The following is a 24,814-nucleotide window of genomic DNA, read 5'->3' as shown; positions in this document are numbered from 1 at the left end:
TCTGTTAGCTGCGAAAAGGAGAAAAATGATTCGCATTGAACGTCTGCGCCCCGCCGCACTGGGGATCGCCACCGCCGTCCTGCTGGCCGCCTGCGGCACCCAGCCCCAGATCCGCCAGCCCGGCATCCCGGGCGGGCCCGTGACCGAAACGCCGCAGGGCACGCCGCTCACGCCGCAGATGGCGGCCGCGGCCGACACACTGACGAAAATGGCGGCGATGCAGGACCGCCTGTACCGCGTGGCGGCCCCGCTGCTGATCGACAATGCCGAGCTGTGCCCGAAACACGCGCGCAACCTGCTCGGCTTCACTGCGAAGAACCGCCACTCCTACCCCGGCATCTACAACGAGGCCGCGCACGTGGCCTTCGGCATGGATGAGCGGCTGCAGGTCACCGGCGTGCTGGCCGGCAGCGGCGCGGCCAAAGCCGGGCTGCGCCTGGGCGACGACCTGGTCGCGGCCGGCGGCAAGCCGCTGCCGACCGGCGCCAGCGCCCCGTCGACGGTCGGCGCGGTGTTCGGCAGCCTGATGTCGGCCCACACTGCCTTGCCGCTGACGATCGAGCGCGACGGCCGCCCCCGCGACCTGAGCATCCCGGTCACCCGCGCCTGCGGCTTCGGCATCGAGCTGGGCAATGGCGACAACGTCAACGCCTACGCCGACGGTTCGCGCGTGATGCTTACGCGCGGCATGCTGGGCGTGGCACGCAACGACGACGAGCTGGCCTATGTGCTGGCGCGCACGATGGCGCACAACATCCTCGAGCACCCGAAAGCCCAGCGCAACCAGGCCACGCTCGACAGCGTGATCGACAACCTGACGCGCATGAGTCCCGACACCGGCATGCTCAACGGCAGTGCCGGCATCAAGGCCATGCCGTCGAACCTGGACGCCGCCGCCGACCGCCTCGCGGTCTTCCTGCTGGCCCGGGCCGACTACAACATCGAGGGCGTCCCGGCGTTCTGGAAGCGTTTTGCGGCGGCCCATCCGGCCAGCGTGGTGAATGGCTTTACGGCGAACCACCCGTCGACCGCGGCGAGGTTGACGGCGATGGAGCTGGCGATCGAGGACGTGAAGGCGAAGAAGAGCGCGAAGAAGCCGCTCACGCCGTGATCGCATCGTAGCGTGTGAAATGCCTGCTCGGCTTTTCTTGCGCTGGTTGTACGCGTGGGCGGGGGACCCGCCCACGCTACAAAGCCGCAGCGGCGCCTCCGCCGACGCCGTTCCTCCTTTTTTTGTATCATTGAAGTCCCTCCCCAGCAGCCCCCACGCAACCATGGACAGCCTCGACCTCGACGTACTCAAGACCGCCGCGAGCTGGCTCGACGCCGGCCACCGCTGCCAGCTGGTCACGGTCATCAAGACCTGGGGCTCGAGCCCGCGCCCGATCGGCGCGACATTGGCCGTGCGCGACGATGGCCGTGTGATCGGCTCCGTCTCCGGTGGCTGCATCGAGGACGACCTGATCGAGAACGTGCGCGCGCGTGGCATCTCCCCGGACGCGCGTCCCCACATCGTCAGCTACGGCATCAGCGCCGACGACGCGCACCGCTTCGGCCTGCCCTGCGGCGGCACCATCGAACTCGCAATCGAACCCTTGAGCAGCGCCAGCGGCCTGCGCGAACTCCTGCAGCGTCTCGAGGGCGGCGAACTGCTTGAACGCCGCCTGGACCTGGCCAGCGGCGCCGTCACCTTGACGCGCGCCGCGTCCGGCAGTGTGCTGCGCGTCGAAAACGAGGCGCTGTACACGATCCACGGCCCGCGCTGGCGCCTGTTCATCATCGGCGCCGGTCCCCTGTCCCGCTTCCTGGCGCAGGTGGCGGGCGCAATGGACTACCGCGTCATCGTCTGCGATCCGCGCGAGGAATACCGGGCCGACTGGAATCTGCCCGGCGTCGAACTCGTGCATACGATGCCGGACGACCTCGTGACCGAGTCGAAGCTCGATGCGCGCAGCGCCGTGGTGGCATTGACCCACGATCCGAAACTCGACGACCTCGCGCTGATGGAAGCGCTCAAGTCGGACGCCTTCTATGTCGGCGCGATCGGCTCGCGCCTGAACAATGCGCGCCGGCGCGAGCGCCTGAAACTGTTCGACCTCAGCGAGGAACAGCTCGACCGCCTGCACGGCCCGATCGGCCTCTACATCGGCAGCAAGACGCCGTCCGAGATCGGCATCGCGATCCTGGCCGAAATGACGGCCATTAAGAACGGCGTACCGACGGCGATGCTGGTGCCGCACGCGGCGGCGCCGCAGCCGGCCACGACCGACATCTGCGCCGTCTGATACCCGAGCAAAAAACAGGATGCGCGGCGCGGCGCCGTGTGCGACGATGCGCCTCCGCTTCCTGAATCGATCATGAACACTGCCAACTTCCTGCGCCTCCTGCTGCTGGCCGCCATCTGGGGCGGCTCCTTCCTCTTCATGCGCATCGGCGCGCCCGTGCTCGGGCCGGCGGTGCTGATCGAATACCGGGTGCTGTTCGCGGCCCTGTTCCTGGCCGCCGTCGGGCTGGTGCTGCGCAAGCGCCTCGACCTGCGCGCCAACTGGAAGCATTACCTGATGCTGGGCTTCTTCAACTCGGCCTTGCCCTTCCTGCTGTTCGCCTACGGCGCGCGTACCTTGAGCGCGTCCGTGCTGTCGGTGCTGAACGCTACTGCCCCGATGTGGGGCGCGCTGATCGGTGCCGTGTGGGCGCGCCAGCCGATCACCCTGCGCAGCGGTCTCGGCTTGTTGCTGGGCACGGCGGGCGTGGCCCTGCTGGTCGGCTTCGACGATGTGTCCACGCGTCCCGGCGCCGGCATTGCCGTGGCGGCGGCGCTGGCGGCGGCCCTGTGCTACAGCATCGCCAGCCTGTATGCGAAATCGGCCAGGACCGTCGAGCCCTTCGCCAACGCCCACGGCACGATGTGGGCCGCGACCCTGTTCGTGCTGCCTGCGCTGCCCTTCTTCCCCTCGCCCGGGACCGCCACCCCGGGCGTGTGGGCGGCCGTGCTGGCGCTCGGCGTGCTGTGCAGCGGCATCGCCTACCTGATCTATTTCCGGTTGATCGCCGAAGTCGGCCCGACCTCCGCGCTGACGGTGACCTTCCTTAATCCCGTGTTCGGCATCCTGTGGGGCGCGCTGTTCCTGGGCGAGGCCGTCGGCTGGCATACGCTGGCGGGCGCCGCCATCGTGCTGGTCGGCACGGCGCTGGTGACGGGCTTCGTGCCGCGCTTCGGCCGTCCCGCCACCGCTGCCGTCAAACCATGACGATGCAAGCGTTCACGATGGCGCTGCCGCAGGACTATCGCAGCGCCGACGTGCTCGCCTTTCATGCGCGCGATGCCGAGGGGCTGGCCGAACAGGTAAGCGGCCAGCGTCTCTGCAAGGCCGTGCTGCTGGACGGCGTGCCGGTGTTGTTCGATGTGACGCTGACGCCGCACGAAGCGCAGTGCCGGATCGCCGCCGACGGCCAGCTCGACGCCACGCGCGTGCAGGACATCCTGCGCAACATCCTTGCCCTGCGCATCGACCCAGCCCCCTTCGCGGCCCTGGTGCAGGATGACCTGATATTCGGGCCGCTGGTGGCGCGCCAGCCGGGACTGCGCATCGTGCAGTCGGCCAGCGTCTTCGAAGCGCTGACCTGGGCCATCATCGGCCAGCAGATCAACCTGCCGTTTGCCATCAGCCTGCGCCGCACTTTTATCCAGCAGGCCGGCAAGCCGCACAGCGAGGGCTTGTGGTGCTACCCGGAAGCACTTGATGTCGCACGCCTCGACCTGGACGCGCTCACCAGCCGCAAGTTCTCGCGCGCCAAGGCCGAGACCCTGCTGCGCGTGGCGCGCATGGCGGCCGACGGCGAACTGCACTTGGCGCAGGACGACGATCCGGCCCGTGCGGGCGCCGCGCTGCTGGCGATCAAGGGGATCGGCCCCTGGACCGTCAACTACACGCTGCTGCGCGGCTATGGCTTTGCCGACTGCTCGCTCGAAGGCGACGTGGCCGTGCGCGGCGCGCTGGGCCGGCTGCTGGGCGAAGCGCAGAAGCCCGACCAGGCGCGGACCCAGGCCTGGCTGGCACGCTACAGCCCGCATCGGACGATGGCGGCGGCGTATCTATGGGCGAGCCTGAATCAAACTGCGGGTTGACACTGATCGTTCCGGCAACAATACCGACCAGGGTATGCTGAGTTCCGCGTGGGCATGCCCGATAAAACCGTGGATGAGGCCATTGGCCTCGTCCACCCCTACGACCAGCCCGGCAAGCCGTCGAGCTGCTGCGCCCCTTCCCCCGAAAACCGGATCAGCTCCGACAAAGGCACGGTCGCCAGGTTCTCGCTGCCGTAATGCCCGCCGAGGGCGCTGGGAATTTTCAGGCAATAGGTGCGGTCGTCGGTCAGCGGCCCGAGCGTGGACTCGGCCAGGTCGACCAGTTCCGGCATGTACCAGTCGTTGAGAAAATCCTGGTTATAGGAGAGCGCATCGAGCGCGGCGCGGTTGCCGGCGACCGGCTCGCAGCACAGGTCTTGCGGACGCAGGCGCCAGTAGCTGCCGTCCGCGTCGCGCAGGATCAGGTTGCCGAAGGCGTTGGCGCCGAGTATTTCGACCGCCCGCAAGCCCATCCAGCCCCAGGCGTCGTTGATGTCTTCAACAGTTATCATGGTCGAACCCGCTAATGGTGTTTTGTTCGACAACGCAGAGTTCGGCAGGTGCGGCGAATCCGACGCTTTCTTGATGCAAGTCGAGTCCGGCCAGGGGAACAAAACGAAAAAGCCGCTGATCCTTTCGAATCAACGGCTTTCTGAATTCTGGTTGCGGGGACAGGATTTGAACCTGTGACCTTCGGGTTATGAGCCCGACGAGCTGCCAGACTGCTCCACCCCGCGTCTGTGAAATGAATTATACGCGGCTTCGGCTGTTTAGGCAAATCCAATGCCTACGCCATGAGCGATTGATGCCTTGCATAGCGTGGGAGCAACACCGCTGCCAAGCGGACGCAGGCGCAGTCGAAGCAATCCGGCTCTACCAGTTCACACCAAATTTATCCGGACTTGAACGACTTTCACTTATTTGATGAGAGATCTCAGTTCGAGAATGAACAATCACAAGGATAGCTGCGAATGCCTGCTTCAAGCAATTTTGACGGCGAACGCAGGTCGCTTTCTCTTGTCTCACAAGGACCACCTATTGCGTTTCGTTGCTGAGCCGTGTTTGCCATCTGCCAAGCGAAAAAAGGTCGAGCTGGTCATCATCAACACAGATGAGGATGAAAGGGCGATGCTCCTAGCTCACCGTATCCGGCTGGTCCCCAATAACGCGCAGGCTGCCTACCTCACCCGCGCAGCAGGCACTGCCCGCTTCGCCTACAACTGGGCCTTGGTTGAATGGCAGCGCCAATACCACGCGAGCCTCGCCGACCCGGCACTGCCGAAACCGAACGAGACCGCACTGCGTCGGCAACTCAACGCCATTAAGCGGACCGAATTTCCATGGATGCTGGAGGTAACGAAGAACGCGCCGCAGATGGCCATTATTCAACTGGGACGCGCCTTTGAGAATTTCTTTGCCCGCCGTGCCCGTTTTCCGCGATTCAGGCGCAAGGGCCGAGACGACCGTTTCACCTTGAGCAATGATGAGTTTCGGGTCGAGGAAAAGCGTATTCGGATTCCGAAGTTGGGATGGGTGCGCATGCGAGAAAGACTGCGGTTTGCCGGCCACATTGTTTCAGCTTCCATCTCGCGCCTTGCAGGTCATTGGTTTGCCAGCATTACCGTCGACACGCCCGATGGGCCGCCCCTGTTGCCAGCCGAAAACCAAGGCGTGATCGGGGTCGACCTCGGTGTGACGCGGTTGGCGACGCTCTCCACCGGCGAAACCTTCGCCGGGCCGAGGCCCTTGCGCGCCTTACTCAGGCAGCTACGGCACCTGTCGCGTGCTTTCTCACGTAAGGTACGAGGCTCTCGCAACTGCAGCAAAGCCAAACTGAAACTGGCGAGGCTATACGCCCGAATCGCCAACATCCGTCTCAACAGCCTGCACCAGCTAACAACGAGCATTACGCGGCGCTTCCGTACAATCGGCATCGAGGACTTGAACGTGAAGGGAATGCTGGGCAACCGCCGCCTATCTCTCGCCATTGCCGACATGGGCTTTGCCGAGCTGCGCCGACAGCTTATGTACAAGGCCGCATGGCGCGGCAACCAGGTCGTGGTGGCGGACCGCTGGTATCCCAGCAGCAAGACTTGTTCGCATTGCGGTTACCGGCTCGAAACACTTTGCTTATGCCAACGTTGGTGGATCTGCCCTGGCTGTGAGATCCGACATGACCGCGACGTCAATGCAGCGATCAATCTACGAAACATGGCGGTGAGTTCCACCGTGTCGGCCTGTGGAGGGGACGGAGCTGGCCTTGCGCGCAAGCGCAAGACGAAACCGGCCCCGGTGAAGCAGGAATCCAGCAGCAAGGTGGCCTTTGTTAGTCGGGCTAGCTTTGCGTAAGTTTGGAGGAACGGTGTAAAGTAGCCGCATATTCATTCTTCCGACTCCTTATGAACTTTTGTTCCGAGTGCGGCCATGCGGTCGCACTAAGCATTCCCGAAGGCGACAACCGCCCGCGCCACGTGTGCACGCAGTGCGGCACGATTCATTACCAGAACCCGAAAATGGTGATCGGCTCCATTCCTGTCTGGGAGAAGGACGGCACGCTGCAAGTCCTGCTGTGCCGGCGCGCGATCGAGCCACGCCGCAGCTACTGGACGCTGCCGGCCGGCTTCATGGAAAACGGCGAGACCACCGCCGAGGCCGCCGTGCGCGAGACCGAGGAGGAAGCCGGCGCCCACATCGAGATCGGCAAGCTGTTCACCCTGCTCAATGTCGCCCACGTCCACCAGGTCCACATGTTTTATCTCGCGCGCCTGCTCGACCTCGACTTTGCGCCGGGCGAAGAGAGCCTGGAAGTGCAGCTGTTCGCCGAGCGCGACATCCCTTGGGACGAGCTCGCCTTCCCGACGATACGCACGACACTGGAACTGTTCTTTGCCGACCGCGTCAAAATGCGTGAGGGAGTGTCCAGCACGTACGGCGTGCACAGCCACGACATCAAGCGCCCGATGATCGCGCCACGCGAACCAGACTGACCCAGCGAGATCCACCATGATTCCCTGGCTTGATGCGCATACGCCGTTTCCCGACGTATCCGAGGCGCTGACGATCGACGCCCCGGGCCTGCTTGCGGCCGGCGCCGACCTGTCGCCGCAGCGCCTGCTGCTCGCCTACCAGAACGGCATCTTTCCCTGGTTTTCCGAGGGCCAGCCTATCCTCTGGTGGAGCACCGATCCGCGCATGGTCCTGTACACCGACGACTTCAAGGTCAGCGACAGCCTCAAAAAAACCCTGCGCCGCGTCGAGCGCAGCCGCACGAGCGGCGGCCCCTGGCAGGTGCGCTTCGACAGCGATTTCGAAGCCGTCATGCGTGCCTGCGCCGCACCGCGCCGCGACGGTCCGGGCACCTGGATTTCGGAAGACATCATCGATGGCTATACCGGCCTGCACGCGCTCGGCTACGCGCATTCGTCCGAAGTCTGGCTCGATGGCGAGCTGGTCGGCGGGGCCTACGGCGTCTGCATCGGACGCATGTTTTATGGCGAATCGATGTTCGCGCGCGTGTCCGACGCCTCCAAGGTGGCGCTGGCCTATCTTGTAGCGTTTTTACGCAAGAACGGCGTGCGCATGGTCGATTGTCAGCAGGAAACGGGACACCTGGCCTCGCTGGGCGCGGCGCCGATTCCGCGCAGCGTGTTCCTGCAGCATTTGCGGGCCGCGATTCGCGAGCCGGCGATCAGCTCCTGGGAACCGGTCGCACCGTTGGATGCTTAACCGTGTCCGGGTCCTGCTTTCGTTAGAATAGGTCCATCACGTCGCCGAGAGCTCTGCATGACGCACTTAAATGACCTGCCCTTCTCCACGCTGCAGTTCTATACGACCGCCCCGTATCCGTGCAGCTACCTCGACGCACGCCAGGCGCGCTCGCAGGTCGCCACGCCTTCGCACCTGATCAACGCGGACGTGTATTCCGAGCTGGTGAAGAACGGCTTCCGCCGCAGCGGCATTTTTACCTACCGCCCGTATTGCGACGGCTGCCAGGCCTGCATCCCGGTGCGCGTGCGCTGCAACGAGTTCGCCCCGAACCGCACGCAGCGCCGCGCCTGGAAGCGCCATGGCGACCTGAGCGCCATGGTGGCCAACCTGTCGTTCTCGGACGAGCATTACGCGCTCTACCTGCGCTACCAGACCACGCGCCACGTCGGCGGCGGCATGGACCAGGACAGCCGCGACCAGTACGCCCAGTTCCTGCTGCAAAGCCGCGTCAACACGCGCCTGGTCGAATTCCGCGAGCCGGACGGCACCTTGCGCATGGTCTCGATCATCGACGTCCTGTCGGACGGCCTGTCCTCCGTCTACACCTTCTTCGACCCGGACGTGCCCGGTGCTTCCTTCGGCACCTACAACGTGATGTGGCAGGTGGCGCAGGCGCGCGAACTCGGCCTGCCCTTCGTCTACCTCGGCTACTGGATCGAACAGAGCCCGAAGATGGCTTATAAAATCAACTTCCGGCCCCTGGAGGCGCGTATCAAAGGTAACTGGGGAATACTGGACCGCTAACGCGCTTGTTCGGCACGGTACAATTGCGCAATCTATTTTCGAGCGCGCCATGTCCGACAAAATCCTCTACACCCTCGCCCGTCCCCTGCTGTTCCGGCTGCCTGCGGAAACCGCACACAACCTGACCCTGCCGGCCCTGCGTAACGCCGCCCAGCGCGGCATGACGGGGATGTTCAAGAAGCCTGCGCCCGATCCGCGTACCGTGATGGGCATCACCTTCCCGAACCCGGTCGGCCTGGCGGCAGGCCTGGACAAGGACGGCGCCTACATCGATGGCCTGGCTGCGTTGGGCTTCGGCTCGATCGAGATCGGCACCGTGACGCCGCGCGCCCAGGCGGGCAACCCGAAGCCGCGCATGTTCCGCGTGCCGGCCGCACGCGGCATCATCAACCGCATGGGTTTCAATAACGGCGGCGTCGACGCCTTCGTCGCCAATGTGCAGGCTTCCCGTTTTTATCAGGAAAAGCAGGGCGTGCTCGGCCTGAACATCGGCAAGAACGCCGACACCCCGATCGAGCGCGCCGCCGACGACTACCTCGCATGCCTGCGCAAGGTCTATCCCTACGCGAGCTACGTCACGGTCAACATCTCGTCGCCGAACACGAAGAACCTGCGCCAGCTGCAGGGCGCTTCGGAACTCGACGCCCTGCTCACGCAGCTGAAGGCGGAACAGACGCGCCTGGCCGACCAGCACGGCCGCTACGTGCCGCTGGCTTTGAAGATCGCACCGGACATCGACGCCGAGCAGATCCGCGACATCGCCGGCGCCCTGCTGCGCCACCGGATCGACGGCGTCATCGCGACAAATACGACGCTGAACCGCCGCGACGTCGAGCGCTACAAGCACGGCCATGAAACCGGCGGCGTCTCGGGTGCGCCCGTGTTCGACCTGTCGAACATCGTCATTCGCGCGATGAAGAAGGAGCTTGGCAACGCGGTGCCGATCATCGGCGTCGGCGGCATCCTGTCGGGGAAGGACGCGAAGGAAAAAATCGCGGCCGGCGCCCAGCTGGTGCAGCTGTATAGTGGCCTGATCTACCGCGGCCCGTCCCTGGTGCGCGAATGCGCCGACGCGCTGCGCGCATAAGGAGCCACATATGGAACGCAAACGCTTGGGACGCAGCGAGTTGATGGTGTCGAAGGTCTGCCTCGGCACCATGACCTTCGGCGAGCAGAACACGGAGCTTGAGGCCCACCGCCAGCTCGACTACGCGGTCGAACGCGGCATCAATTTCATCGACACTGCGGAGATGTATCCGGTGATGGGCCGCGCCGAGACGCAGGGTTCCACGGAGCGCTTCATCGGCAGCTGGCTGAAGGCACGCGGCCGCCGCGACGAGCTGGTGATCGCCTCGAAGATCGCGGGGCCGAATGCGAACATGGGCTGGATCCGCGGCGCAGGGCACGACCTCGACGCGGCCAACGTACGCGCGGCGGTCGAGACGAGCCTGCAGCGCCTGCAGACGGACTACATCGACCTGTACCAGATCCATTGGCCGAGCCGTAACCTGCCGATCTTCGGGGCCAACAGTTTCGATCCGAAGCGCGAGCGCAGCAGCGTGCCGATCGAGGAGACGCTGGGCGCACTCGGCGAACTGGTCAAGGCGGGCAAGATCCGCGAGATCGGCGTGTCGAACGAGAGCTCGTGGGGCGTGTGCGAATATGTGAAGCAGGCCGAGATGCGCGGCCTGCCGCGGATTGCGACGATCCAGAATTTATATAACCTCACCGCGCGCGCGTTCGAAACGTCCTTGCTCGACGAGACCTGCTTCCGGACCGATGTGAGCCTGCTGGCCTACAGTCCGCTGGCGTTCGGACAGCTGACGGCGAAGTACCTCGACGATCCGAAGGCGCATGGCCGCCTGACGATCTTCCCGCCGAACTGGAGTCCGCGCTACGTGCGGCCCGAGACGCTGGCGGCGACCGCCGAGTATGCGGCGCTGGCGCGGGCAAACGGCTTGACGCCGGCGCAGATGGCGCTGGCATGGTGTTATTCGCGCTGGTTCGTGGGGGCGACCATCATCGGGGCGACGACGCTGGAACAGCTGAAGGAGAACATCGATGCGGCGGAGATCGTGTTGTCGGCCGAGGTGGTGGCCGCGATCGATGCGATTCATGCGCGGATTACAAATCCAGGTCAATAAGGTTTTTCGACATTCGCACGTTCGTTGAACGCGTGGGCGGCAAAGCCGCCCGCCTTACAATCCCTGCGTTTGAAGCCAAGGTCAAAAGAAGGGACGCAGGGTGGACGGGTCCCCCGCCCACGCGGTGATCGTTATCCGCCGCTCAGCTGCGCCCGCCCCGACACCCTCTAAATCGCCACCGCCTCGTCCGCCAGCGAGCGCTCGATATCCGCCCGCGTAAACCCCGGCGCGAAACGTTCGATGAAGTGGTAGGCATACGCGCGCAGGTAAGCCCCGCGCCGCACGGCCAGCCGCGTCACATTTGGCGCAAACAGGTGCGACGATTCGATCGCCCGCAGCCCCTTGTCGCGCCCATTGTCGAAGGCCATCGACGCAATGATCCCGACCCCCATCCCCAGCGACACATACTGCTTGATGACGTCCGAATCCATGGCGGTCAAGACCATGTCCGGCGCCAGTCCAGCCTTGCTGAAGGCATCGTCGATATGGCCGCGGCCGGTGTAGCCAACGTCGTAGGTAATCAAGGGATACTCGGCCAGGTCTTCCAGCCGCAGCGGCATTTTATTCAGCAGCGGATGCCCGTCCGGCGCCACGACGACGTGGCTCCAGCGGTAGCACGGGAACGAGACCAGGTCCGGAAACGCCGACAAACCTTCGGTGGCGATGCCGATGTCGGCACGTCCCGACAGCACGTATTCCGCGATGTGTTCCGGCGCGCTTTGTTGCAAGGCGATGCGCACGTTCGGAAAGGCGTTGCGGAAGGACTGCACCACCTGCGGCAGCGCGTAGCGCGCTTGCGTGTGGGTGACGGCGATGGTCAGCGTGCCGCTGTCCTGGGCCGAATATTCCTGGCTCGCCTGCGACAGGTTTTCCGCTTCCACCAGCAGGCGCTCGACGATTTTGAGGATGCCTTTGCCGGGCGCGGTCAGGCCGGTCAGGCGCTTGCCGTTGCGTTCGAAAATGACGACGCCGAGTTCGTCCTCGAGCTCGCGGATCTGGCGCGACACGCCGGGCTGCGAGGTGAACAGCGCAGCGGCCACGTCGGTGAGGTTGAAATTGCGGCGCGCCGCTTCGCGCACCGAACGCAGCTGCTGGAAGTTCATATGCCGCCTCCTTCGTCGACGAATACCTGGATCTGGCGCGGACGCACGACCAGGGTCTCGCCTTCCTTCAGGCCGAGGCCGGCGAAGCGCTCGTTCGGAATCACGGCTTCGATCAGCTGGGCATTGTCGGCGCGTTCGAGGTCGAGCTGGGCCAGCGGGCCGATCGCATGCGCGCGGCGCAGTTTCACGACGATGCCCTGCTGCCCCGGCGTGTAGCGTTCGACGTCGAGGTCGTGCGGACGCACATAGCCGATGCCGTCGGCGTTCTGCACGCCACCATGGCCGGGCGCGTCGAACAGCGCATCGCCGCTGGCCAGCACGCCATCGTGCACGCGGCCGTGGAACAGGTTGACGTTGCCGAGGAAGCTGTAGACGAAGGGCGATGCGGGCGCGTTGTAGACGCTCGCCGGCGTGCCCAGCTGCTCGACGCGGCCCTTGTTCATGACGACCACCTGGTCCGCCACTTCGAGCGCTTCTTCCTGGTCGTGGGTGACGAAGATCGAGGTCACGTGCAGGTCGTCGTGCAGGCGGCGCAGCCAGCGGCGCAGTTCCTTCCTCACCTTGGCGTCCAGCGCGCCGAACGGTTCATCCAATAACAGCACGCGCGGCTCGACAGCCAGCGCACGCGCCAAGGCAATGCGCTGGCGCTGGCCGCCCGACAGCTGCGGCGGATAGCGGTCGGCGATCCAGTCGAGCTGCACCAGTTCCAGCAGCTGTTTTACTTTGTCGCGGATCTGCTGCTCCGACGGGCGCTCGCGGCGCGGACGCACGCGCAAACCGAAGGCGACGTTCTCGAACACCGTCATGTGCTTGAACAGCGCGTAGTGCTGGAACACGAAGCCGACCTGGCGCTCGCGCACATGGCTGCTCGACGCATCCTGGCCGTCGAGCAGCACCGAGCCGCTGTCCGGATGCTCGAGGCCGGCGATGATGCGCAGCAGCGTGGTCTTGCCGCAGCCCGAGGGGCCGAGCAAGGCGGTCAGTTCGCCGTTCGGGAATTGCAGCGAGACGTCGTCGAGCGCCTGGAACTGGCCGAACTGCTTGCGGATGTGTTGGACTTCGATCGTCATTGCGGGCGCTCCGGTGTACCGGCGTCGGCACGCATCGACAGGTGCAGACGCCATTCGATAAAGGACTTGACGGCCAGCGTCACCAGCGCGAGCAGCGCCAGCAAGGATGCGATCGCAAACGCGGCCGTGAAGTTGTATTCGTTATAGAGAATCTCGACCTGCAGCGGCATGGTGTTGGTCTCGCCGCGGATGTGGCCGGACACCACGGATACGGCGCCGAACTCGCCCATCGCCCGCGCATTGCACAGGATGACGCCGTACAGCAGGCCCCATTTGATGTTCGGGAGCGTCACGCGCCAGAAGGTCTGCCAGCCCGAGGCGCCCAGCACCAGCGCCGCTTCTTCTTCCTCGGTTCCCTGTTGCTGCATCAAGGGAATGAGCTCGCGTGCGACGAACGGGAAGGTAATAAAAACGGTCGCCAGCACGATGCCCGGCACCGCGAACAGGATCTTGATGTCGTGGTCCATCAGCCACTGCCCGAACCAGCCCTGGGCGCCGAACAGCAGCACGTAGATCAGGCCCGCGATCACCGGCGAGACCGAGAACGGCAGGTCGATCAGGGTCAGCAGGATGCTTTTGCCCTTGAAGTCGAACTTGGCGATACACCACGCTGCGGCCACGCCGAAGACCAGGTTCAGCGGCACCGCGATGCCGGCGGCGATCAGCGTCAGCTTGATGGCGGAAATCGCGTCCGGGTCGAGCACCGATGCGACATAGGTATCCCAGCCCTTTTTCAGCGCTTCGGTGAACACGGCGACCAGCGGCACGAACAGGAACAGGGTCAGGAACAGCAGCGCGACGGCGATCAGGGTGTAGCGCACCCAGTTCGGCTCGAAGGCATTGGTTTTCACGGGACGCGTGGCGGTTTGCGGCGTCGCGAGTGGTTTATCCAGGACTGCGCTCATTTCTTGCCTGCCCTTCTGCGGGTCCAGGCCTGCAACAGGTTGATCGTCAGGAGCAGGATGAACGAGACGACCAGCATCACGACCGCGATCGCGGTGGCGCCGGCGTAGTCGTACTGCTCCAGTTTGGTGATGATGAAGAGCGGCGTGATCTCGGACACCATCGGCAGGTTGCCGGCGATGAAGATGACGGAACCATACTCTCCGGTGGCGCGCGCAAAGGCGAGCGCGAAGCCGGTCAGCAGGGCCGGCACGATCGAGGGCAAGATCACGCGGAAGAAGGTCTGCAGCGGGCTCGCGCCCAGGCTGGCGGCCGCTTCTTCCAGTTCGCGCTCGGCTTCTTCCAGCACCGGCTGCACCGTGCGCACCACGAAAGGCAGGCCGATGAAGGTCAGCGCCACCACCACGCCGAGCGGGGTAAAAGCGACCTTGATCCCGAACTGTTCGAGGTATTTGCCGATCCAGCCATTGTTCGAATACAGGGCGGTCAGGGTGATGCCGGCCACGGCGGTCGGCAGCGCGAACGGCAGGTCGACCAGGGCGTCGATGAAGCGTTTACCGGGGAACTTGTAGCGCACCAGCACCCAGGCAACGATGCCGCCGAAAATCACGTTCAGGCCGGCCGCGATCAACGAGGCGCCGAAGCTGAGCTTATAGGAGGCGACCACGCGCTCGGACGAAACCGCCGTCCAGAACGCTTCCCAGGTCATCGTGAACGTTTTCAGGAAGACGGCCGACAGCGGGATCAGGACGATCAGCGCGAGATAAAAGATCGTGAACCCGAGCGACAGTCCGAAGCCGGGGATGACCCGGCCCGGCGCGCGCGTAAGTGAAGGCATAGCGTCCTTATTACAAATTCTTCTAATGGACTGTAATAATCTCACCTACGGCTCATAAACCAAACGAAGGAATCTTCATTTGTATAGATGAATAATGCTATTAGCGTGGTGAAGCCTGCACCGTTTAATAGATCAGCTTGAAGGCGACGCCGGTCAGCGTCATCGCCAGTAGCGCGCGCAGGAAGCGTTCCGGCACCTTGCGGGCCAGCATCGAGCCAAGGGTAATGCCCGGCAGGGAACCGATGAGCAGGGTGACCAGCAGCGTCCAGTCGATCGAACCCAGCCACCAGTGGCCGGCGGCGGCAATCGCGGTCAGCGGCACGGCGTAGGCGATGTCGGTGCCGGCCACTTCGGCCGGGGTCAGTTTTGGATACAGCATGACAAGCAGGGTCGCGCCGACGGCGCCGGCGCCGATCGAGGACACGGTGACGAGGGTACCGAGCACCGCGCCGGCGATGATCGTGGCCGCGCTCAAGGCCTTGCCCTGCAGCTGGCGCTCGGGGTGGGCCTTGATCCAGGCCAGCATGCGGCGGCGGAACAGCAATGCGACGACGGTCAGCATGACCGAGCCGGCGATGGAATAGCGGATGATCTGGCCGATGCGTGCGTCGAGCGCGCCGAACTGGCTCAGGATCAGGGTCGCGATCAACGCAGCCGGCAGCGCGCCCAGGCACAGGCGGCGTACGATGGCCCAGTTGACGGTGCCATTGAAACGGTGGGTAATGGTGCCGGCGCTCTTGGTGATCGACGCAAAGGCGAGATCGGTGCCGACCGCGACGGTCGGAGAGATGCCGAACAGCAAGGTCAGGAGCGGCGTCATCAGCGAGCCGCCACCCACGCCGGTCATTCCGACCAGCAAGCCGACGGCAAAGCCGGCCGTAATATAAGTCATCAACATGCCCCAAGGGTAAGCTGGGTCAGCCGTGGGACAAACGATGGGTTTCTTATTTACTTATGCGTACAGTGGGAATGGGGGTATCGCAGCCGCGAGTCGATATTCGGAAAATAACGTAGGGTGGGCACTTGTGCCCACGCGGATCACCGATTGATCATGTACGCCCTCAACGGGCATACGTTCCGATGTGCAATCGTTCGAACGCGTGGGCACAAGTGCCCACCCTACGGTGCGCAGCCGTTCGTCGTTCCGTCAAGGCTGCGGCAAGGCTTACTTGTTCGGCTGCGGCGTCAAGCGCAGATACGGCCGCGGCGCCGTAAAGCCCTTTGGATATTTTTCGGCGATCACGGCCGGATCCTGCACGGTCAGCGGAATGATCACGTCATCCCCATCCTTCCAGTTGCCCGGCGTCGCCACCGAATAGCCGTCGGTCAGCTGCAGCGCGTCGATCACGCGCAGCACTTCGTCGAAGTTGCGGCCAGTGCTCATCGGGTAGGTGATGGTCAGGCGGATCTTTTTCTTCGGGTCGATCACGAACAGCGAACGCACGGTCGCCGTGGCCGACATTTCCGGGTGGATCATGTCGTACAGGGTGGACACCGATTTATCCGCGTCGGCGATGATCGGGAAGCCGACCACGGTCTGCTGGGTTTCCTCGATATCCTTGATCCAGTTCTTGTGCTGCTCGGCCGGGTCGACGGACAGCGCGATCGCCTTGACGTTGCGCTTGTCGAATTCGGGCTTGAGCTTGGCCGTCAGGCCCAGTTCGGTCGTGCAGACCGGCGTGAAGTCGGCCGGGTGCGAAAACAGCACTACCCACGAATCGCCTGCCCACTCGTGAAAGCGGATGCGGCCGATCGTGGAATCCTGCTCGAAATCGGGTGCGGTGTCGCCGAGGCGTAAGGTCATGGTCATCTCCAGGAGTTGGGAAAAGGCACGACGTTCTGATGACGCCGCAGCCGTTCAGCTATTCTGCGGCATTTTTGACAAGTTTGCTCGGCCGTCACTACCTTGTTTTACATGAAGCGGTTGTACAGCACCGTGCCCCAGGTAATCGCGGCCAGCAGCACCGTCAGCCCGACCGCGGCGCTGCCGAAGTCCTTGGCGTTCTTCGACAGAGGATGGCGCTCGAGCGAGATCCGGTCGACCACCGCCTCGATCGCCGAGTTGATGAGTTCGACGATCAGCACCAGCAACAGCACGCCGATCAGCGTCAGTCGCTCGAAGGCGGACACCGGCAGCACGAACGCGAAGATCAGGCCCAGCACGAAGACCAGCAGCTCCTGGCGGAAGGCGTGCTCGATACGCCAGGCCATGACCAGGCCCTGCACGGTATAGCTCGACGCGGCCAGAATGCGTTTAAAGCCGCTCTTGCTCTTGAATTCGCTGGTCTGATGTTCCATTATATTTCTAAGAAGACACGAAGATCCCATTATGCCCGTTCTGCGCCGGGCCGGGAACGCGGCGTACGTTAGATGAACCGTACTAGCAAAATGGTCCCCGCTTTCCGCATTATGGTATAAAGTAAGGACGATACCGCACTGCACCAACCACATCATGAAAATCGAAACCCTTGAAGCGCCCAAGACATCGATCCAGGTGATTGAGCGCATGGTCGCCCTGCTCGACGCACTGGCGACCTATCCCGATCCGGTGAGCCTGAAGGAATTGTCGAAAGTGTCGGGCCTGCATCCCTCCACCGCCCACCGCATCCTCAACGACATGGTCGTCACCCGCTTCGTCGACCGCGTCGAGCCCGGCACCTACCGGCTCGGCATGCGGCTGCTGGAACTGGGCAATGTCGTCAAAAGCCGGCTGTCGGTGCGCGAAGCGGCGCTCGACTTCATGCGCGCCCTGCACAAGAAAACCCAGCAGACCGTGAACCTGTCGGTACGCCAGGGCGACGAGATCGTCTACATCGACCGCGCCTTCTCGGAGCGCTCGGGCATGCAGGTGGTACGCGCGATCGGCGGACGCGGCCCGCTGCACCTCACCTCGACCGGCAAGCTGTTTTTATCGGTGGACGAGGCCAAGGCCATCCGCGCCTATGCCACGCGCACGGGCCTTGCCGGCCACAACAAGAATTCGATCACGGATCTCACCAAGCTCGAGCGCGAGCTGAGCCTGGTACGGGCGCGCGGCTATGCACGCGACAACGAAGAGCTGGAACTGGGCGTGCGCTGCATGGCCGCCGGCATCCATGACGACAGCGGCAAGCTGGTCGCCGGCCTGTCGATCTCGGCGCCGGCCGACCGCCTGCAGGACGAGTGGCTGGACGACCTGGTGCAGACGGCCGGGCAGATTTCGGCGACGCTCGGTTTCCGGGCCGCGTCGGTGGCCTGAGAAACCAACGCCATAAACGACAACGGCGCCCGCGGGCGCCGTTGTTTTTTCTCCGTACAGGTCAGCGCTTTTGCAGCACGGCTGCCGCCGACACCGCAGAAAACGAGGCCGGGACGGCATCGCTGGTAGCGACCGGGCTCGCCGTCGGCTGGGTGATGCTGTCCGGCGCCAGCGCTTCCAGCCAGCGGCGCATGCGCCCGGCGTCGGCCGTACGCGACATCTTGCCCTTGGAATCGAGGAAGACCATGATCACGTTGCGGCCCTGGATCATCGCCTGCATCACCAGGCACCGCCCTGCTTCGTTGATGAAACCGGTCTTCTGCAGGCCGATGTTCCAGTCCGGCATGCGCACCAGGTAGTTCGTATTGTTGTAGCGCATCGGGCGGCCGCTGGCCTCCACCACCCAGTCCGGATCGGTCGAATACTGGCGCAGCAGCGGCTTCTGGTGCGCATACGCCACCAGTTTCGCCAGGTCGCGGGCGCTCGAGACGTTCTGGCTCGACAGGCCATTGGCGTCGACGTAACGGGTGTCGTGCATGCCCAGTTCGCGTGCCTTGGCATTCATCGCCGCCACGAAGGCGCTGATTCCGCCGGGGTAGTTTCGTCCCAGGGCCGCCGCCGCGCGGTTCTCCGAACTCATCAGCGCGATATGCAGCATATTGCCCCGTGTCATACGCGCGCCGACGGGCAGGCGCGAGCTGCTGAATTTGTGGCGGTCGACGTCGTCCTCGGAAATCGTGAGGACCTGGTTCATGTCCAGGTTCGCTTCGACCACGACCAGGCCGGTCATCAGCTTGGTGATCGAGGCGATCGGCAGCGCGACGTTGGCGTTCTTTTCGAACAGTACTTCCGAACTGTTCTGGTCCATCACGAAAGCCACATTCGAGGCCAGCGACAGCGGATCGCGCGTCTGGTTCAGGCCGGCCAGGTCGCCGACGGTGCGCGCCGCGGGGATCGCCAGCAGGGCCGGCGCGGCACGGCGGATCGTCTGGTAGACGACGCGGCGCTTGCCGTTGACTTTCACGACCCGGCGGATCAGGCGCGGGCGGTCCTCGGCGGCGGCAACGTTTGCCGCTTCCTCGCGCTTGCCCTTGCGGCCGGCCTTGGCCACGGGTTGTCTGGCGGCCCTCTTCTTGACCGCCTGGCGCTTCTGTTTGCTTGAAGCGACCTGCGCGCCGGCACCGGCGCCGGCGGCCGACACGGGCTCGACGACGAGGAACAGCGAAACCAGGACAGACAACAGGAGCTTCAACATTTCTACTTCCTTTTTACGCGACCGATGAGGCATGAATGAGTGTATTCGCCTCCAACTCAACTGCAAGCGAATTTAACACCCTCGCGTCTATTTTGCCGCACAACAACGGACTGATGCACGATGCATGCGTGCTTGTGCGGCGATCTTTCTCAATTGTGTGACGGGCGCAACACCTTAATTTACAAAATGAACAAAGGTCGACAGCGGCTCGCGTTCGGTCACGAGCGAGTTCTCGATTTTTGAGGGATCGGCCCAGCCCAGCGCCATGCCGCACACGACCCGTTCGTTAGCCGGCAGGCTCAGCTGCTCGGCAATGATGCGGTGGTACTGGGTGAAGGCCGCCTGCGGACAGGTGTCCAGTCCACGTCCGCGCGCCGCCACCATGATGTTCTGCAGGAACATGCCGTAGTCGAGCCAGGAGCCCTGCTCCATGATGCGGTCGATGGTAAAAATCAGGCCGACGGGCGCATCGAAGAAGCGGAAGTTGCGCGCGTGCTGGGCCGCCATGCCGGCCTTGTCCTCGCGCGTGAGGCCGAGCAGGCTGTATAAATCCCAGCCGACTTTGCGGCGGCGGTCGATGAAGGGCGATACCCATTCGCGCGGATAGTAGGCGTATTCCTCGGTGTGCTGGCGCGACAATTCCGGACGCGTGTGCACGGCGAGGATGGCATCCGACAGCGCCGTCCGGGCCTGGCCGGTCAGCACATACACTTTCCAGGGCTGGGTGTTTGTGCCGGAGGGGGCGCGCGCCGCCACTTCCAGGATGCGCGCGATGTCGGCCTGCTCCACCGGCTTGTCGAGGAAGGCGCGGATCGAGCGGCGCGAGGTGATGGCGGCATCGACCGCCTCTTGTTGCTGGCTTGAGATCATGGAAGCTCCTTTTTCTTGACGACGAATGCGACGCCGGTGACGGCCACCACCATGCCCAGCAGTCCAAGCGGACTGAGCGACTCGCCGAACAGCAGCCAGGCCATGACGGCGGTGGTGGGCGGAGTCAGGTACAGGAGGCTGGTCACCTCGGTGGCATTGCTGCGGCGGATGAGTTTGAAGAGAAGGAAGATCGCGCCGATCGACAGCGCGAACACCGACCACAGCAGCGCGACGACGAAGTTGGTGTTCCACACTATTTTAGACAATGCCGGGTCCAACTGTTCGAAAACAATCGCGCATGGCAGCAGTGCGGCGACGGTGGCGGCGAACTGGATCACGGTGCCGGTGCGCAGGTCGAATTGCGGGCAGTAGCGGCGCTGGTACATGGTGCCGGCCGTGATCGACAGCAGCGCGAACAGGCAATACAGGATGGCGCGCGTCGACAATCCCGCCAGGTTGATCTTGGCCGCCACCACCAGGGCGACGCCGCCCAGGCCCAGCAGCAGGCCGAGCCACTGGCGCGGACGCACCCGCTCGCCGATCAGCGGCGCGGCAACTGCGGTCAAAATTGGCTGCATCCCGACGATCAAGGCCGACAGCCCGGCCGGCATGCCGATCTTGATGGCGCACCAAACGCCGCCCAGGTAGCCGGCCTGCAGCAGCAAGCCCGCGACCGCAACATGCTTGATGCGTCCACGCGGCCAGGGCGCGCCCGAGACCAGGACGATAGGCACCAGCACCAGCAGCACGCCGAGGCAGCGCAACAGGAGAAAGGTCAGCGGCGGCGCATACGGCAGGCCGAACTTGGCCACGATGAAGCCGGTACTCCAGAGGAAGACGAAGAAGGCGGGCACCAGCCAGCGGTGCTGCGTGGTGGTTGCGCCTGCGGTTGCGGTGGTGTCGGCCATGGTCTGATCAGTCGGGCGCCGGGACACCGGATGGCGTAGTGCGCGTTGACAAGTCTACCATGGGCGGCAAAACCCTTCCGCTCGCCGCCATGTTGCTCTTTCCTATGAAAAACGCATATAAAGTTGTCTCGAAGTATTTCTTCCGATGCAAGAGAACAACAATCGAAAATCGCATGGTGCGACGCACCAAAATAGCTTGACGCGGCTTCAAAAATGGGCAAAACTTGATTCTGTTGCGGTGCACCATTCAGATTCGCACCGGTTGTTAGCAGCATACCTTCCTATAACGTCTTGTTTGGAGATCCTCATGTTTGCAATCCCAGAGCAGTTCTCGAATGCCACCAAAGCCAATTTCGAAACCCAATTCGCCCTGTTTTCGTCGCTGACCGCGAAAACCTTCGAAAGCGTCGAAAAGCTGGTCGAGCTGAACCTCAATACCGCCCGCGCCACCCTGGCTGACAATTCGGCGACCGCTCGCCAGCTGCTGTCGGCCAAGGACCCGCAAGAGTTCTTCCAGCTGTCCGCCGCCCAGGCCCAGCCTGCCGCCGAGAAAGCCGTCGCCTACAACCGCCAGCTGGCCGCCATCGCCACCGCCAACGGCGCCGAGTTCTCGAAGGCCGCCGAAGGACAGATCGTCGAAGCGAACCGCAAGGTCATCGCCCTGGTCGACGAAGTGAGCAAGAACGCCCCTGCCGGTTCGGAGACCTTCGTCGCCGCCGTCAAGACCGCGATCAGCAACGCCAACGCCGGCTACGAGCAGTTCAGCAAGACCACCAAGCAGGCTGTCGAAGCCATCGAAAGCAACGTCAACGCCGCCGTGTCGCAGTTCTCGCAAGCTGCCGCCAAAGCGCCGGCTGCTGCCAACGCCGCTGCTGCTGCCGCTGCTTAAATTTTACTGGCCCGCTGCGCGCGGGGTGTAAAAAGAAGGGCCGCCCGATTACTCGGGCGGCCCTTTTCTTTGCTGCGTCAACACAATTCATACGGTGTACGCGTGGGCTCGAGAGCCCACCCTACGGTGCACAACGGTCAGTAGTTAGCGGTTGTGTAACGTAGGGTGGGCACTCGTGCCCACGCGTTTCAACACATGCATCGCGGCGCCGCATGCCCCTGCGCAATACGATGGATCATTCGCCGAGATACGCCGCCTGCACCCGCGGATCGTTCAGCATCGCCTGCGCATTCCCCGTCATCGTCACCAGGCCCGAGTCCATCACATACCCCCGGTGCGCCGCCTGCAGCGCCAATTTGGCATTCTGCTCGACCAGCAAAATGGTGATGCCCTGGGCAGACACGTCGCGAATGACTTCGAAAATTTTCTCGACCATGATCGGCGCCAGCCCCATCGACGGTTCGTCCAGCAGCAGCAAGGTCGGGTGGCACATCAGCGCGCGCGCCATGGCCAGCATCTGCTGCTCGCCGCCGGACAGGGTGCCCGCGAGCTGGCCGGAACGTTCCTTCAAACGCGGGAACACGCCGAACCATCTCTCGATATCGGCCGCGATCGCCGCCTTGTCGTCCCGCGTGTAGGCGCCCATCAACAGGTTTTCGTGGATCGTCATGCGGGTGAACACGCCCCGCCCTTCCGGCACCATGGCCAGCTTCTGCTGCACCAGGCGGAAGGATTGCGTACCCGCCAGGGGCTTGCCCAGATAGGACATCGTCCCTTCGACCTTGCAGGCCGGCAGCGTGCCGGTAATCGCTTTCAGCGTCGTCGTCTTGCCGGCGCCGTTCGCGCCGATCAGCGTAACCAGTTCGCCCTTGTTGACCTCGAGGTCGATGCCCTTCACCGCCTTGATGCCGCCGTAGGCCACCTTCAATCCAGCGATCTTCAGAATATTGTCGCTCATCAGTGAGCACCTCCCAGGTAGGCCGCGATCACCGCCGGATCCTTCTGGATCTCGCTTGGCGCGCCTTCGGCGATGCGCTTGCCGTACTCGAGCACGGTAATCCGGTCGCACAGGCCCATCATCAGTTTCACATCGTGTTCGATCAGGAGCACGGTCTTGCCTTCCGCCTTGATTTTGACCAGCAGCTCGCGCAGGGCCAGCTTTTCGGTGGCGTTCATGCCGGCCGCCGGTTCGTCCAGCGCCAGCAACTGCGGATCGGTGGCCAGGGCGCGCGCGATTTCCAGGCGGCGCTGGTCGCCGTAGGACAGGAATTTCGCCGTGCGGCCGGCGAACTGGCCGATGCCGACGAAGTCCAGCAACTCCTGGGCGCGTGCACGGATCGACGCTTCCTCGTCGCGCGCCGCCTTGTGGCGGAAGATGGCGCCGAACACGCCCTGCTTCGAGCGCACGTGGCGCCCGACCATGACGTTTTCCAGCGCCGTCATCTCGCCGAATAAACGGATGTTCTGGAAGGTGCGGGCGATGCCGGCCTTGGCTACCGCATGCGGTGCCGAGGGCGAATACGGTTTGCCGGCCAGCTCGAAACTGCCGCTGTCGGGCTGGTACAGGCCGGTGATGACGTTGAAGAAGGTCGTCTTGCCGGCACCGTTCGGGCCGATCAGGCCGACGATCTGGCCAGGCTGGATCTGGATGCCGACGTCGGTCAGCGCCTGCAGGCCGCCGAAGCGTTTGTTGACGCCGGAAATATTCAGGAGATAGTTGCTCATCGATGTAGGGCGCCTCAGACGGCCGCCGCCTCCTTTTCGTCGTCGCGCGCCAGCGCCGCATTCGGGCGCTGTTCCCGGTTCGGCGACGGCCACAGGCCTGCCGGGCGCACCAGCATGATGGCGACCAGCGCCAGGCCGTACAGCAGCTGGCGCAGCACCTCGGCTTCGATGATCACCTTGCCGAACATCGCCATCTGCGCCGGTTCGACCACGTGGCGCAGCACTTCCGGCAGGGCCGCCAGCAGCACGCCTCCCAGCACCACGCCCGGGATATGACCGATTCCGCCGAGCACCACCATCGCCAGCACGGCGATCGATTCGGTCAGCGAGAACGATTCAGGAGAAACAAAGCCCTGGAAGGCGCCGAACATCGCGCCGGCCACGCCGCCGAAGGAAGCGCCCATCGAAAAGGCGAGCAGCTTGACGTTGCGGGTATTGATGCCCATCGCCTTGGCCGCGATTTCGTCTTCGCGGATCGCGACCCAGGCGCGGCCCAGGCGCGAATGCTGCAGGCGGCTGGTAATGAAGATGGTTGCGATGCACAGCGCCAGGAACAGGAAGTAATAGGCGTTCACCGAAGGCATGCCGTAGCCGCCGATATACACCGTCGACTGTGAGCCCGCTTCGCCGGCGAGCGACACGCCGAAGATGCGGATCGGATCGATCATGTTGATGCCCTGCGGCCCGTTCGTGAAATTGATCGGGTCGTTCAGGTTGTTCATGAAGATGCGGATGATCTCGCCGAAGCCGAGGGTGACGATGGCAAGATAATCGCCGCGCAGTTTCAGCGTCGGCGCACCCAGCAGCGCGCCGAAGAATCCCGCCACCAGGCCGGCCAGCGGCACGATTGCCCACACCGACAGGTGGATGCCGTTTTGCTGGATGTCCGGGCCAAATAAGGCAATCAGGGATTCCCCGATCGCCGGATGGTAATTCACGACGGACTCGAGCAAGGCTGCAAACTGCGGCGACGAGAACAGGCCGGTGAGATAAGCGCCGACGGCGAAGAAGGCGATGTAGCCGAGGTCGAGCAGGCCGGCGAAGCCGACCACGATGTTCAGGCCGAGCGCCAGCATGATGTACAGGAGCGCGATGTCGATGATGCGCACCCAGGAATTGCCGTACTGGGCGGCAAAGAATGGGAAAGCCAGCATCAGGGCCAGCAGCAGGCCCATGGTGACATAGGCCTGGCGCTTGTTGTGGTGGACGTCGAAAGTAAGGAAGGCCATG

The 24,814-nt window shown here is 63.9% G+C and carries 27 protein-coding genes and 1 tRNA gene; 13 read left to right on the top strand and 15 right to left on the bottom strand.

Going from position 1 to position 24,814, the window contains the following annotated elements; all coding sequences use genetic code 11:
• The first annotated feature begins 25 nt into the window (after positions 1 to 25).
• The 4 genes from LPB04_RS10725 (at position 26) to LPB04_RS10710 (ending at position 4,129) form a co-directional block, all read left to right on the top strand.
• Positions 26 to 1,111 (top strand): M48 family metallopeptidase, encoded by a 1,086-nt coding sequence (locus LPB04_RS10725; RefSeq protein ID WP_193688651.1) that lies wholly within the window; start codon positions 26 to 28, stop codon positions 1,109 to 1,111.
• A 163-nt stretch (positions 1,112 to 1,274) separates the two neighbouring features.
• On the top strand, positions 1,275 to 2,285 hold the full coding sequence (locus LPB04_RS10720; RefSeq protein WP_193688650.1) for an XdhC family protein: 1,011 nt from the start codon (positions 1,275 to 1,277) through the stop codon (positions 2,283 to 2,285).
• Between the two features lie 72 nt (positions 2,286 to 2,357).
• Positions 2,358 to 3,251, top strand: a complete 894-nt coding sequence (locus LPB04_RS10715; protein WP_193688649.1) for a DMT family transporter — start codon at positions 2,358 to 2,360, stop codon at positions 3,249 to 3,251.
• Positions 3,248 to 4,129 (top strand): DNA-3-methyladenine glycosylase family protein, encoded by an 882-nt coding sequence (locus tag LPB04_RS10710; RefSeq protein ID WP_407943890.1) that lies wholly within the window; start codon positions 3,248 to 3,250, stop codon positions 4,127 to 4,129. The genes LPB04_RS10715 and LPB04_RS10710 overlap by 4 nt, the downstream gene beginning before the upstream one ends.
• A gap of 98 nt (positions 4,130 to 4,227) precedes the next feature.
• On the opposite strand, the gene LPB04_RS10705 is transcribed toward LPB04_RS10710, so the two are convergent.
• Positions 4,228 to 4,641, bottom strand: coding sequence for a T6SS immunity protein Tdi1 domain-containing protein (locus LPB04_RS10705; protein ID WP_193688648.1), 414 nt, complete (start codon positions 4,639 to 4,641; stop codon positions 4,228 to 4,230).
• Here LPB04_RS10705 and LPB04_RS10700 point away from each other — a divergent pair.
• Positions 4,640 to 4,819: a hypothetical protein gene (locus LPB04_RS10700; protein ID WP_193688647.1), complete on the top strand. Its 180-nt coding sequence runs from the start codon at positions 4,640 to 4,642 to the stop codon at positions 4,817 to 4,819. The genes LPB04_RS10705 and LPB04_RS10700 overlap by 2 nt on opposite strands.
• On the opposite strand, the gene LPB04_RS10695 is transcribed toward LPB04_RS10700, so the two are convergent.
• Positions 4,790 to 4,866: transfer RNA gene (locus LPB04_RS10695), tRNA-Met, on the bottom strand. The two genes, LPB04_RS10700 and LPB04_RS10695, sit on opposite strands and share 30 nt — an antisense overlap.
• A gap of 208 nt (positions 4,867 to 5,074) precedes the next feature.
• On the opposite strand from LPB04_RS10695, the gene LPB04_RS10690 reads away from it, so the two are divergent.
• The 6 genes from LPB04_RS10690 to LPB04_RS10665 are packed head-to-tail and all read left to right on the top strand — an operon-like array spanning position 5,075 to position 10,785.
• Positions 5,075 to 6,478 carry an RNA-guided endonuclease TnpB family protein gene (locus tag LPB04_RS10690; RefSeq protein ID WP_227496701.1) on the top strand — a complete coding sequence of 468 codons (1,404 nt, stop codon included), beginning with the start codon at positions 5,075 to 5,077 and terminating at the stop codon, positions 6,476 to 6,478.
• A gap of 50 nt (positions 6,479 to 6,528) precedes the next feature.
• Complete coding sequence (locus LPB04_RS10685; RefSeq protein WP_193688646.1) at positions 6,529 to 7,116, top strand: NUDIX hydrolase; 588 nt, start codon at positions 6,529 to 6,531, stop codon at positions 7,114 to 7,116.
• Between the two features lie 16 nt (positions 7,117 to 7,132).
• Entirely contained in the window at positions 7,133 to 7,855 is a 723-nt protein-coding gene (aat, locus tag LPB04_RS10680) for a leucyl/phenylalanyl-tRNA--protein transferase (RefSeq protein ID WP_193688645.1), read from the top strand.
• Positions 7,856 to 7,912: 57 nt separating this feature from the next.
• Entirely contained in the window at positions 7,913 to 8,641 is a 729-nt protein-coding gene (locus tag LPB04_RS10675; RefSeq protein ID WP_193688644.1) for an arginyltransferase, read from the top strand.
• A gap of 49 nt (positions 8,642 to 8,690) precedes the next feature.
• Positions 8,691 to 9,728 carry a quinone-dependent dihydroorotate dehydrogenase gene (locus LPB04_RS10670; RefSeq protein WP_193688643.1) on the top strand — a complete coding sequence of 346 codons (1,038 nt, stop codon included), beginning with the start codon at positions 8,691 to 8,693 and terminating at the stop codon, positions 9,726 to 9,728.
• A gap of 10 nt (positions 9,729 to 9,738) precedes the next feature.
• Entirely contained in the window at positions 9,739 to 10,785 is a 1,047-nt protein-coding gene (locus tag LPB04_RS10665) for an aldo/keto reductase (protein WP_193688642.1), read from the top strand.
• Between the two features lie 167 nt (positions 10,786 to 10,952).
• Here LPB04_RS10665 and LPB04_RS10660 read toward each other — a convergent pair whose 3' ends face one another.
• The 7 genes from LPB04_RS10660 to LPB04_RS10630 all read right to left on the bottom strand — a co-directional run bounded on the left by LPB04_RS10660 (position 10,953) and on the right by LPB04_RS10630 (position 16,997).
• Positions 10,953 to 11,888, bottom strand: a complete 936-nt coding sequence (locus LPB04_RS10660) for a CysB family HTH-type transcriptional regulator (protein WP_193688641.1) — start codon at positions 11,886 to 11,888, stop codon at positions 10,953 to 10,955.
• Entirely contained in the window at positions 11,885 to 12,958 is a 1,074-nt protein-coding gene (locus LPB04_RS10655) for a sulfate/molybdate ABC transporter ATP-binding protein (RefSeq protein ID WP_193688640.1), read from the bottom strand. Before LPB04_RS10655 ends, LPB04_RS10660 begins: the two co-directional genes overlap by 4 nt.
• Entirely contained in the window at positions 12,955 to 13,863 is a 909-nt protein-coding gene (gene cysW, locus LPB04_RS10650) for a sulfate ABC transporter permease subunit CysW (protein WP_193688639.1), read from the bottom strand. Before cysW ends, LPB04_RS10655 begins: the two co-directional genes overlap by 4 nt.
• Positions 13,860 to 14,699 (bottom strand): sulfate ABC transporter permease subunit CysT, encoded by an 840-nt coding sequence (cysT, locus tag LPB04_RS10645; RefSeq protein ID WP_193688638.1) that lies wholly within the window; start codon positions 14,697 to 14,699, stop codon positions 13,860 to 13,862. The genes cysW and cysT overlap by 4 nt, the downstream gene beginning before the upstream one ends.
• 124 nt (positions 14,700 to 14,823) lie before the next feature.
• Entirely contained in the window at positions 14,824 to 15,597 is a 774-nt protein-coding gene (locus LPB04_RS10640; protein WP_193688637.1) for a sulfite exporter TauE/SafE family protein, read from the bottom strand.
• Between the two features lie 267 nt (positions 15,598 to 15,864).
• Positions 15,865 to 16,503: a peroxiredoxin gene (locus tag LPB04_RS10635; RefSeq protein WP_193688636.1), complete on the bottom strand. Its 639-nt coding sequence runs from the start codon at positions 16,501 to 16,503 to the stop codon at positions 15,865 to 15,867.
• A 107-nt stretch (positions 16,504 to 16,610) separates the two neighbouring features.
• Entirely contained in the window at positions 16,611 to 16,997 is a 387-nt protein-coding gene (locus LPB04_RS10630; RefSeq protein ID WP_193688635.1) for a diacylglycerol kinase, read from the bottom strand.
• Between the two features lie 154 nt (positions 16,998 to 17,151).
• Between LPB04_RS10630 and LPB04_RS10625 the strand changes: the two genes are divergently transcribed.
• Entirely contained in the window at positions 17,152 to 17,937 is a 786-nt protein-coding gene (locus LPB04_RS10625; RefSeq protein ID WP_193688634.1) for an IclR family transcriptional regulator, read from the top strand.
• A 61-nt stretch (positions 17,938 to 17,998) separates the two neighbouring features.
• Here LPB04_RS10625 and pbpG read toward each other — a convergent pair whose 3' ends face one another.
• The 3 genes from pbpG to LPB04_RS10610 form a co-directional block, all read right to left on the bottom strand.
• On the bottom strand, positions 17,999 to 19,192 hold the full coding sequence (gene pbpG, locus LPB04_RS10620) for a D-alanyl-D-alanine endopeptidase (protein WP_193688633.1): 1,194 nt from the start codon (positions 19,190 to 19,192) through the stop codon (positions 17,999 to 18,001).
• A 174-nt stretch (positions 19,193 to 19,366) separates the two neighbouring features.
• Complete coding sequence (locus LPB04_RS10615) at positions 19,367 to 20,062, bottom strand: nitroreductase (RefSeq protein ID WP_193688632.1); 696 nt, start codon at positions 20,060 to 20,062, stop codon at positions 19,367 to 19,369.
• Positions 20,059 to 20,970 carry a DMT family transporter gene (locus LPB04_RS10610; RefSeq protein WP_193688631.1) on the bottom strand — a complete coding sequence of 304 codons (912 nt, stop codon included), beginning with the start codon at positions 20,968 to 20,970 and terminating at the stop codon, positions 20,059 to 20,061. The genes LPB04_RS10615 and LPB04_RS10610 overlap by 4 nt, the downstream gene beginning before the upstream one ends.
• Before the next feature lie 307 nt (positions 20,971 to 21,277).
• On the opposite strand from LPB04_RS10610, the gene phaP reads away from it, so the two are divergent.
• On the top strand, positions 21,278 to 21,859 hold the full coding sequence (gene phaP / locus LPB04_RS10605; protein WP_193688630.1) for a TIGR01841 family phasin: 582 nt from the start codon (positions 21,278 to 21,280) through the stop codon (positions 21,857 to 21,859).
• 235 nt (positions 21,860 to 22,094) lie between these two features.
• Here the strand turns inward: phaP and LPB04_RS10600 are convergent, their stop codons facing one another.
• The 3 genes from LPB04_RS10600 to LPB04_RS10590 are packed head-to-tail and all read right to left on the bottom strand — an operon-like array spanning position 22,095 to position 24,813.
• A complete protein-coding gene (locus tag LPB04_RS10600) occupies positions 22,095 to 22,817 on the bottom strand; it encodes an ABC transporter ATP-binding protein (protein WP_193688629.1) in 723 nt (240 codons plus the stop codon).
• Positions 22,817 to 23,584: an ABC transporter ATP-binding protein gene (locus tag LPB04_RS10595; RefSeq protein ID WP_193688628.1), complete on the bottom strand. Its 768-nt coding sequence runs from the start codon at positions 23,582 to 23,584 to the stop codon at positions 22,817 to 22,819. The genes LPB04_RS10600 and LPB04_RS10595 overlap by 1 nt, the downstream gene beginning before the upstream one ends.
• 14 nt (positions 23,585 to 23,598) lie before the next feature.
• Positions 23,599 to 24,813, bottom strand: a complete 1,215-nt coding sequence (locus tag LPB04_RS10590) for an ABC transporter permease subunit (protein ID WP_193688627.1) — start codon at positions 24,811 to 24,813, stop codon at positions 23,599 to 23,601.
• Position 24,814: the final 1 nt, after the last annotated feature.

This window comes from Massilia litorea, from assembly GCF_015101885.1.
In the GTDB taxonomy this organism is placed as follows: domain Bacteria; phylum Pseudomonadota; class Gammaproteobacteria; order Burkholderiales; family Burkholderiaceae_D; genus Telluria; species Telluria litorea.
This window is presented reverse-complemented; position numbering and strand designations above follow the sequence as displayed.

Coding starts and splice junctions, on each gene's coding strand:
- LPB04_RS10675 (WP_193688644.1), top strand. CDS start 7,913: ATGACGCACTTAAATGACCTGCCCTTCTCCACGCTGCAGTTCTATACG.
- LPB04_RS10710 (WP_407943890.1), top strand. CDS start 3,248: ATGACGATGCAAGCGTTCACGATGGCGCTGCCGCAGGACTATCGCAGC.
- LPB04_RS10705 (WP_193688648.1), bottom strand. CDS start 4,641: ATGATAACTGTTGAAGACATCAACGACGCCTGGGGCTGGATGGGCTTG.
- LPB04_RS10590 (WP_193688627.1), bottom strand. CDS start 24,813: ATGGCCTTCCTTACTTTCGACGTCCACCACAACAAGCGCCAGGCCTAT.
- LPB04_RS10625 (WP_193688634.1), top strand. CDS start 17,152: ATGAAAATCGAAACCCTTGAAGCGCCCAAGACATCGATCCAGGTGATT.
- LPB04_RS10640 (WP_193688637.1), bottom strand. CDS start 15,597: ATGTTGATGACTTATATTACGGCCGGCTTTGCCGTCGGCTTGCTGGTC.
- LPB04_RS10660 (WP_193688641.1), bottom strand. CDS start 11,888: ATGAACTTCCAGCAGCTGCGTTCGGTGCGCGAAGCGGCGCGCCGCAAT.
- LPB04_RS10610 (WP_193688631.1), bottom strand. CDS start 20,970: ATGGCCGACACCACCGCAACCGCAGGCGCAACCACCACGCAGCACCGC.
- phaP (WP_193688630.1), top strand. CDS start 21,278: ATGTTTGCAATCCCAGAGCAGTTCTCGAATGCCACCAAAGCCAATTTC.
- pbpG (WP_193688633.1), bottom strand. CDS start 19,192: ATGTTGAAGCTCCTGTTGTCTGTCCTGGTTTCGCTGTTCCTCGTCGTC.
- LPB04_RS10715 (WP_193688649.1), top strand. CDS start 2,358: ATGAACACTGCCAACTTCCTGCGCCTCCTGCTGCTGGCCGCCATCTGG.
- LPB04_RS10655 (WP_193688640.1), bottom strand. CDS start 12,958: ATGACGATCGAAGTCCAACACATCCGCAAGCAGTTCGGCCAGTTCCAG.
- LPB04_RS10635 (WP_193688636.1), bottom strand. CDS start 16,503: ATGACCTTACGCCTCGGCGACACCGCACCCGATTTCGAGCAGGATTCC.
- LPB04_RS10630 (WP_193688635.1), bottom strand. CDS start 16,997: ATGGAACATCAGACCAGCGAATTCAAGAGCAAGAGCGGCTTTAAACGC.
- aat (WP_193688645.1), top strand. CDS start 7,133: ATGATTCCCTGGCTTGATGCGCATACGCCGTTTCCCGACGTATCCGAG.
- LPB04_RS10600 (WP_193688629.1), bottom strand. CDS start 22,817: ATGAGCGACAATATTCTGAAGATCGCTGGATTGAAGGTGGCCTACGGC.
- LPB04_RS10700 (WP_193688647.1), top strand. CDS start 4,640: ATGGTCGAACCCGCTAATGGTGTTTTGTTCGACAACGCAGAGTTCGGC.
- LPB04_RS10665 (WP_193688642.1), top strand. CDS start 9,739: ATGGAACGCAAACGCTTGGGACGCAGCGAGTTGATGGTGTCGAAGGTC.
- cysT (WP_193688638.1), bottom strand. CDS start 14,699: ATGCCTTCACTTACGCGCGCGCCGGGCCGGGTCATCCCCGGCTTCGGA.
- LPB04_RS10690 (WP_227496701.1), top strand. CDS start 5,075: ATGAACAATCACAAGGATAGCTGCGAATGCCTGCTTCAAGCAATTTTG.
- LPB04_RS10725 (WP_193688651.1), top strand. CDS start 26: ATGATTCGCATTGAACGTCTGCGCCCCGCCGCACTGGGGATCGCCACC.
- LPB04_RS10615 (WP_193688632.1), bottom strand. CDS start 20,062: ATGATCTCAAGCCAGCAACAAGAGGCGGTCGATGCCGCCATCACCTCG.
- LPB04_RS10595 (WP_193688628.1), bottom strand. CDS start 23,584: ATGAGCAACTATCTCCTGAATATTTCCGGCGTCAACAAACGCTTCGGC.
- LPB04_RS10685 (WP_193688646.1), top strand. CDS start 6,529: ATGAACTTTTGTTCCGAGTGCGGCCATGCGGTCGCACTAAGCATTCCC.
- cysW (WP_193688639.1), bottom strand. CDS start 13,863: ATGAGCGCAGTCCTGGATAAACCACTCGCGACGCCGCAAACCGCCACG.
- LPB04_RS10670 (WP_193688643.1), top strand. CDS start 8,691: ATGTCCGACAAAATCCTCTACACCCTCGCCCGTCCCCTGCTGTTCCGG.
- LPB04_RS10720 (WP_193688650.1), top strand. CDS start 1,275: ATGGACAGCCTCGACCTCGACGTACTCAAGACCGCCGCGAGCTGGCTC.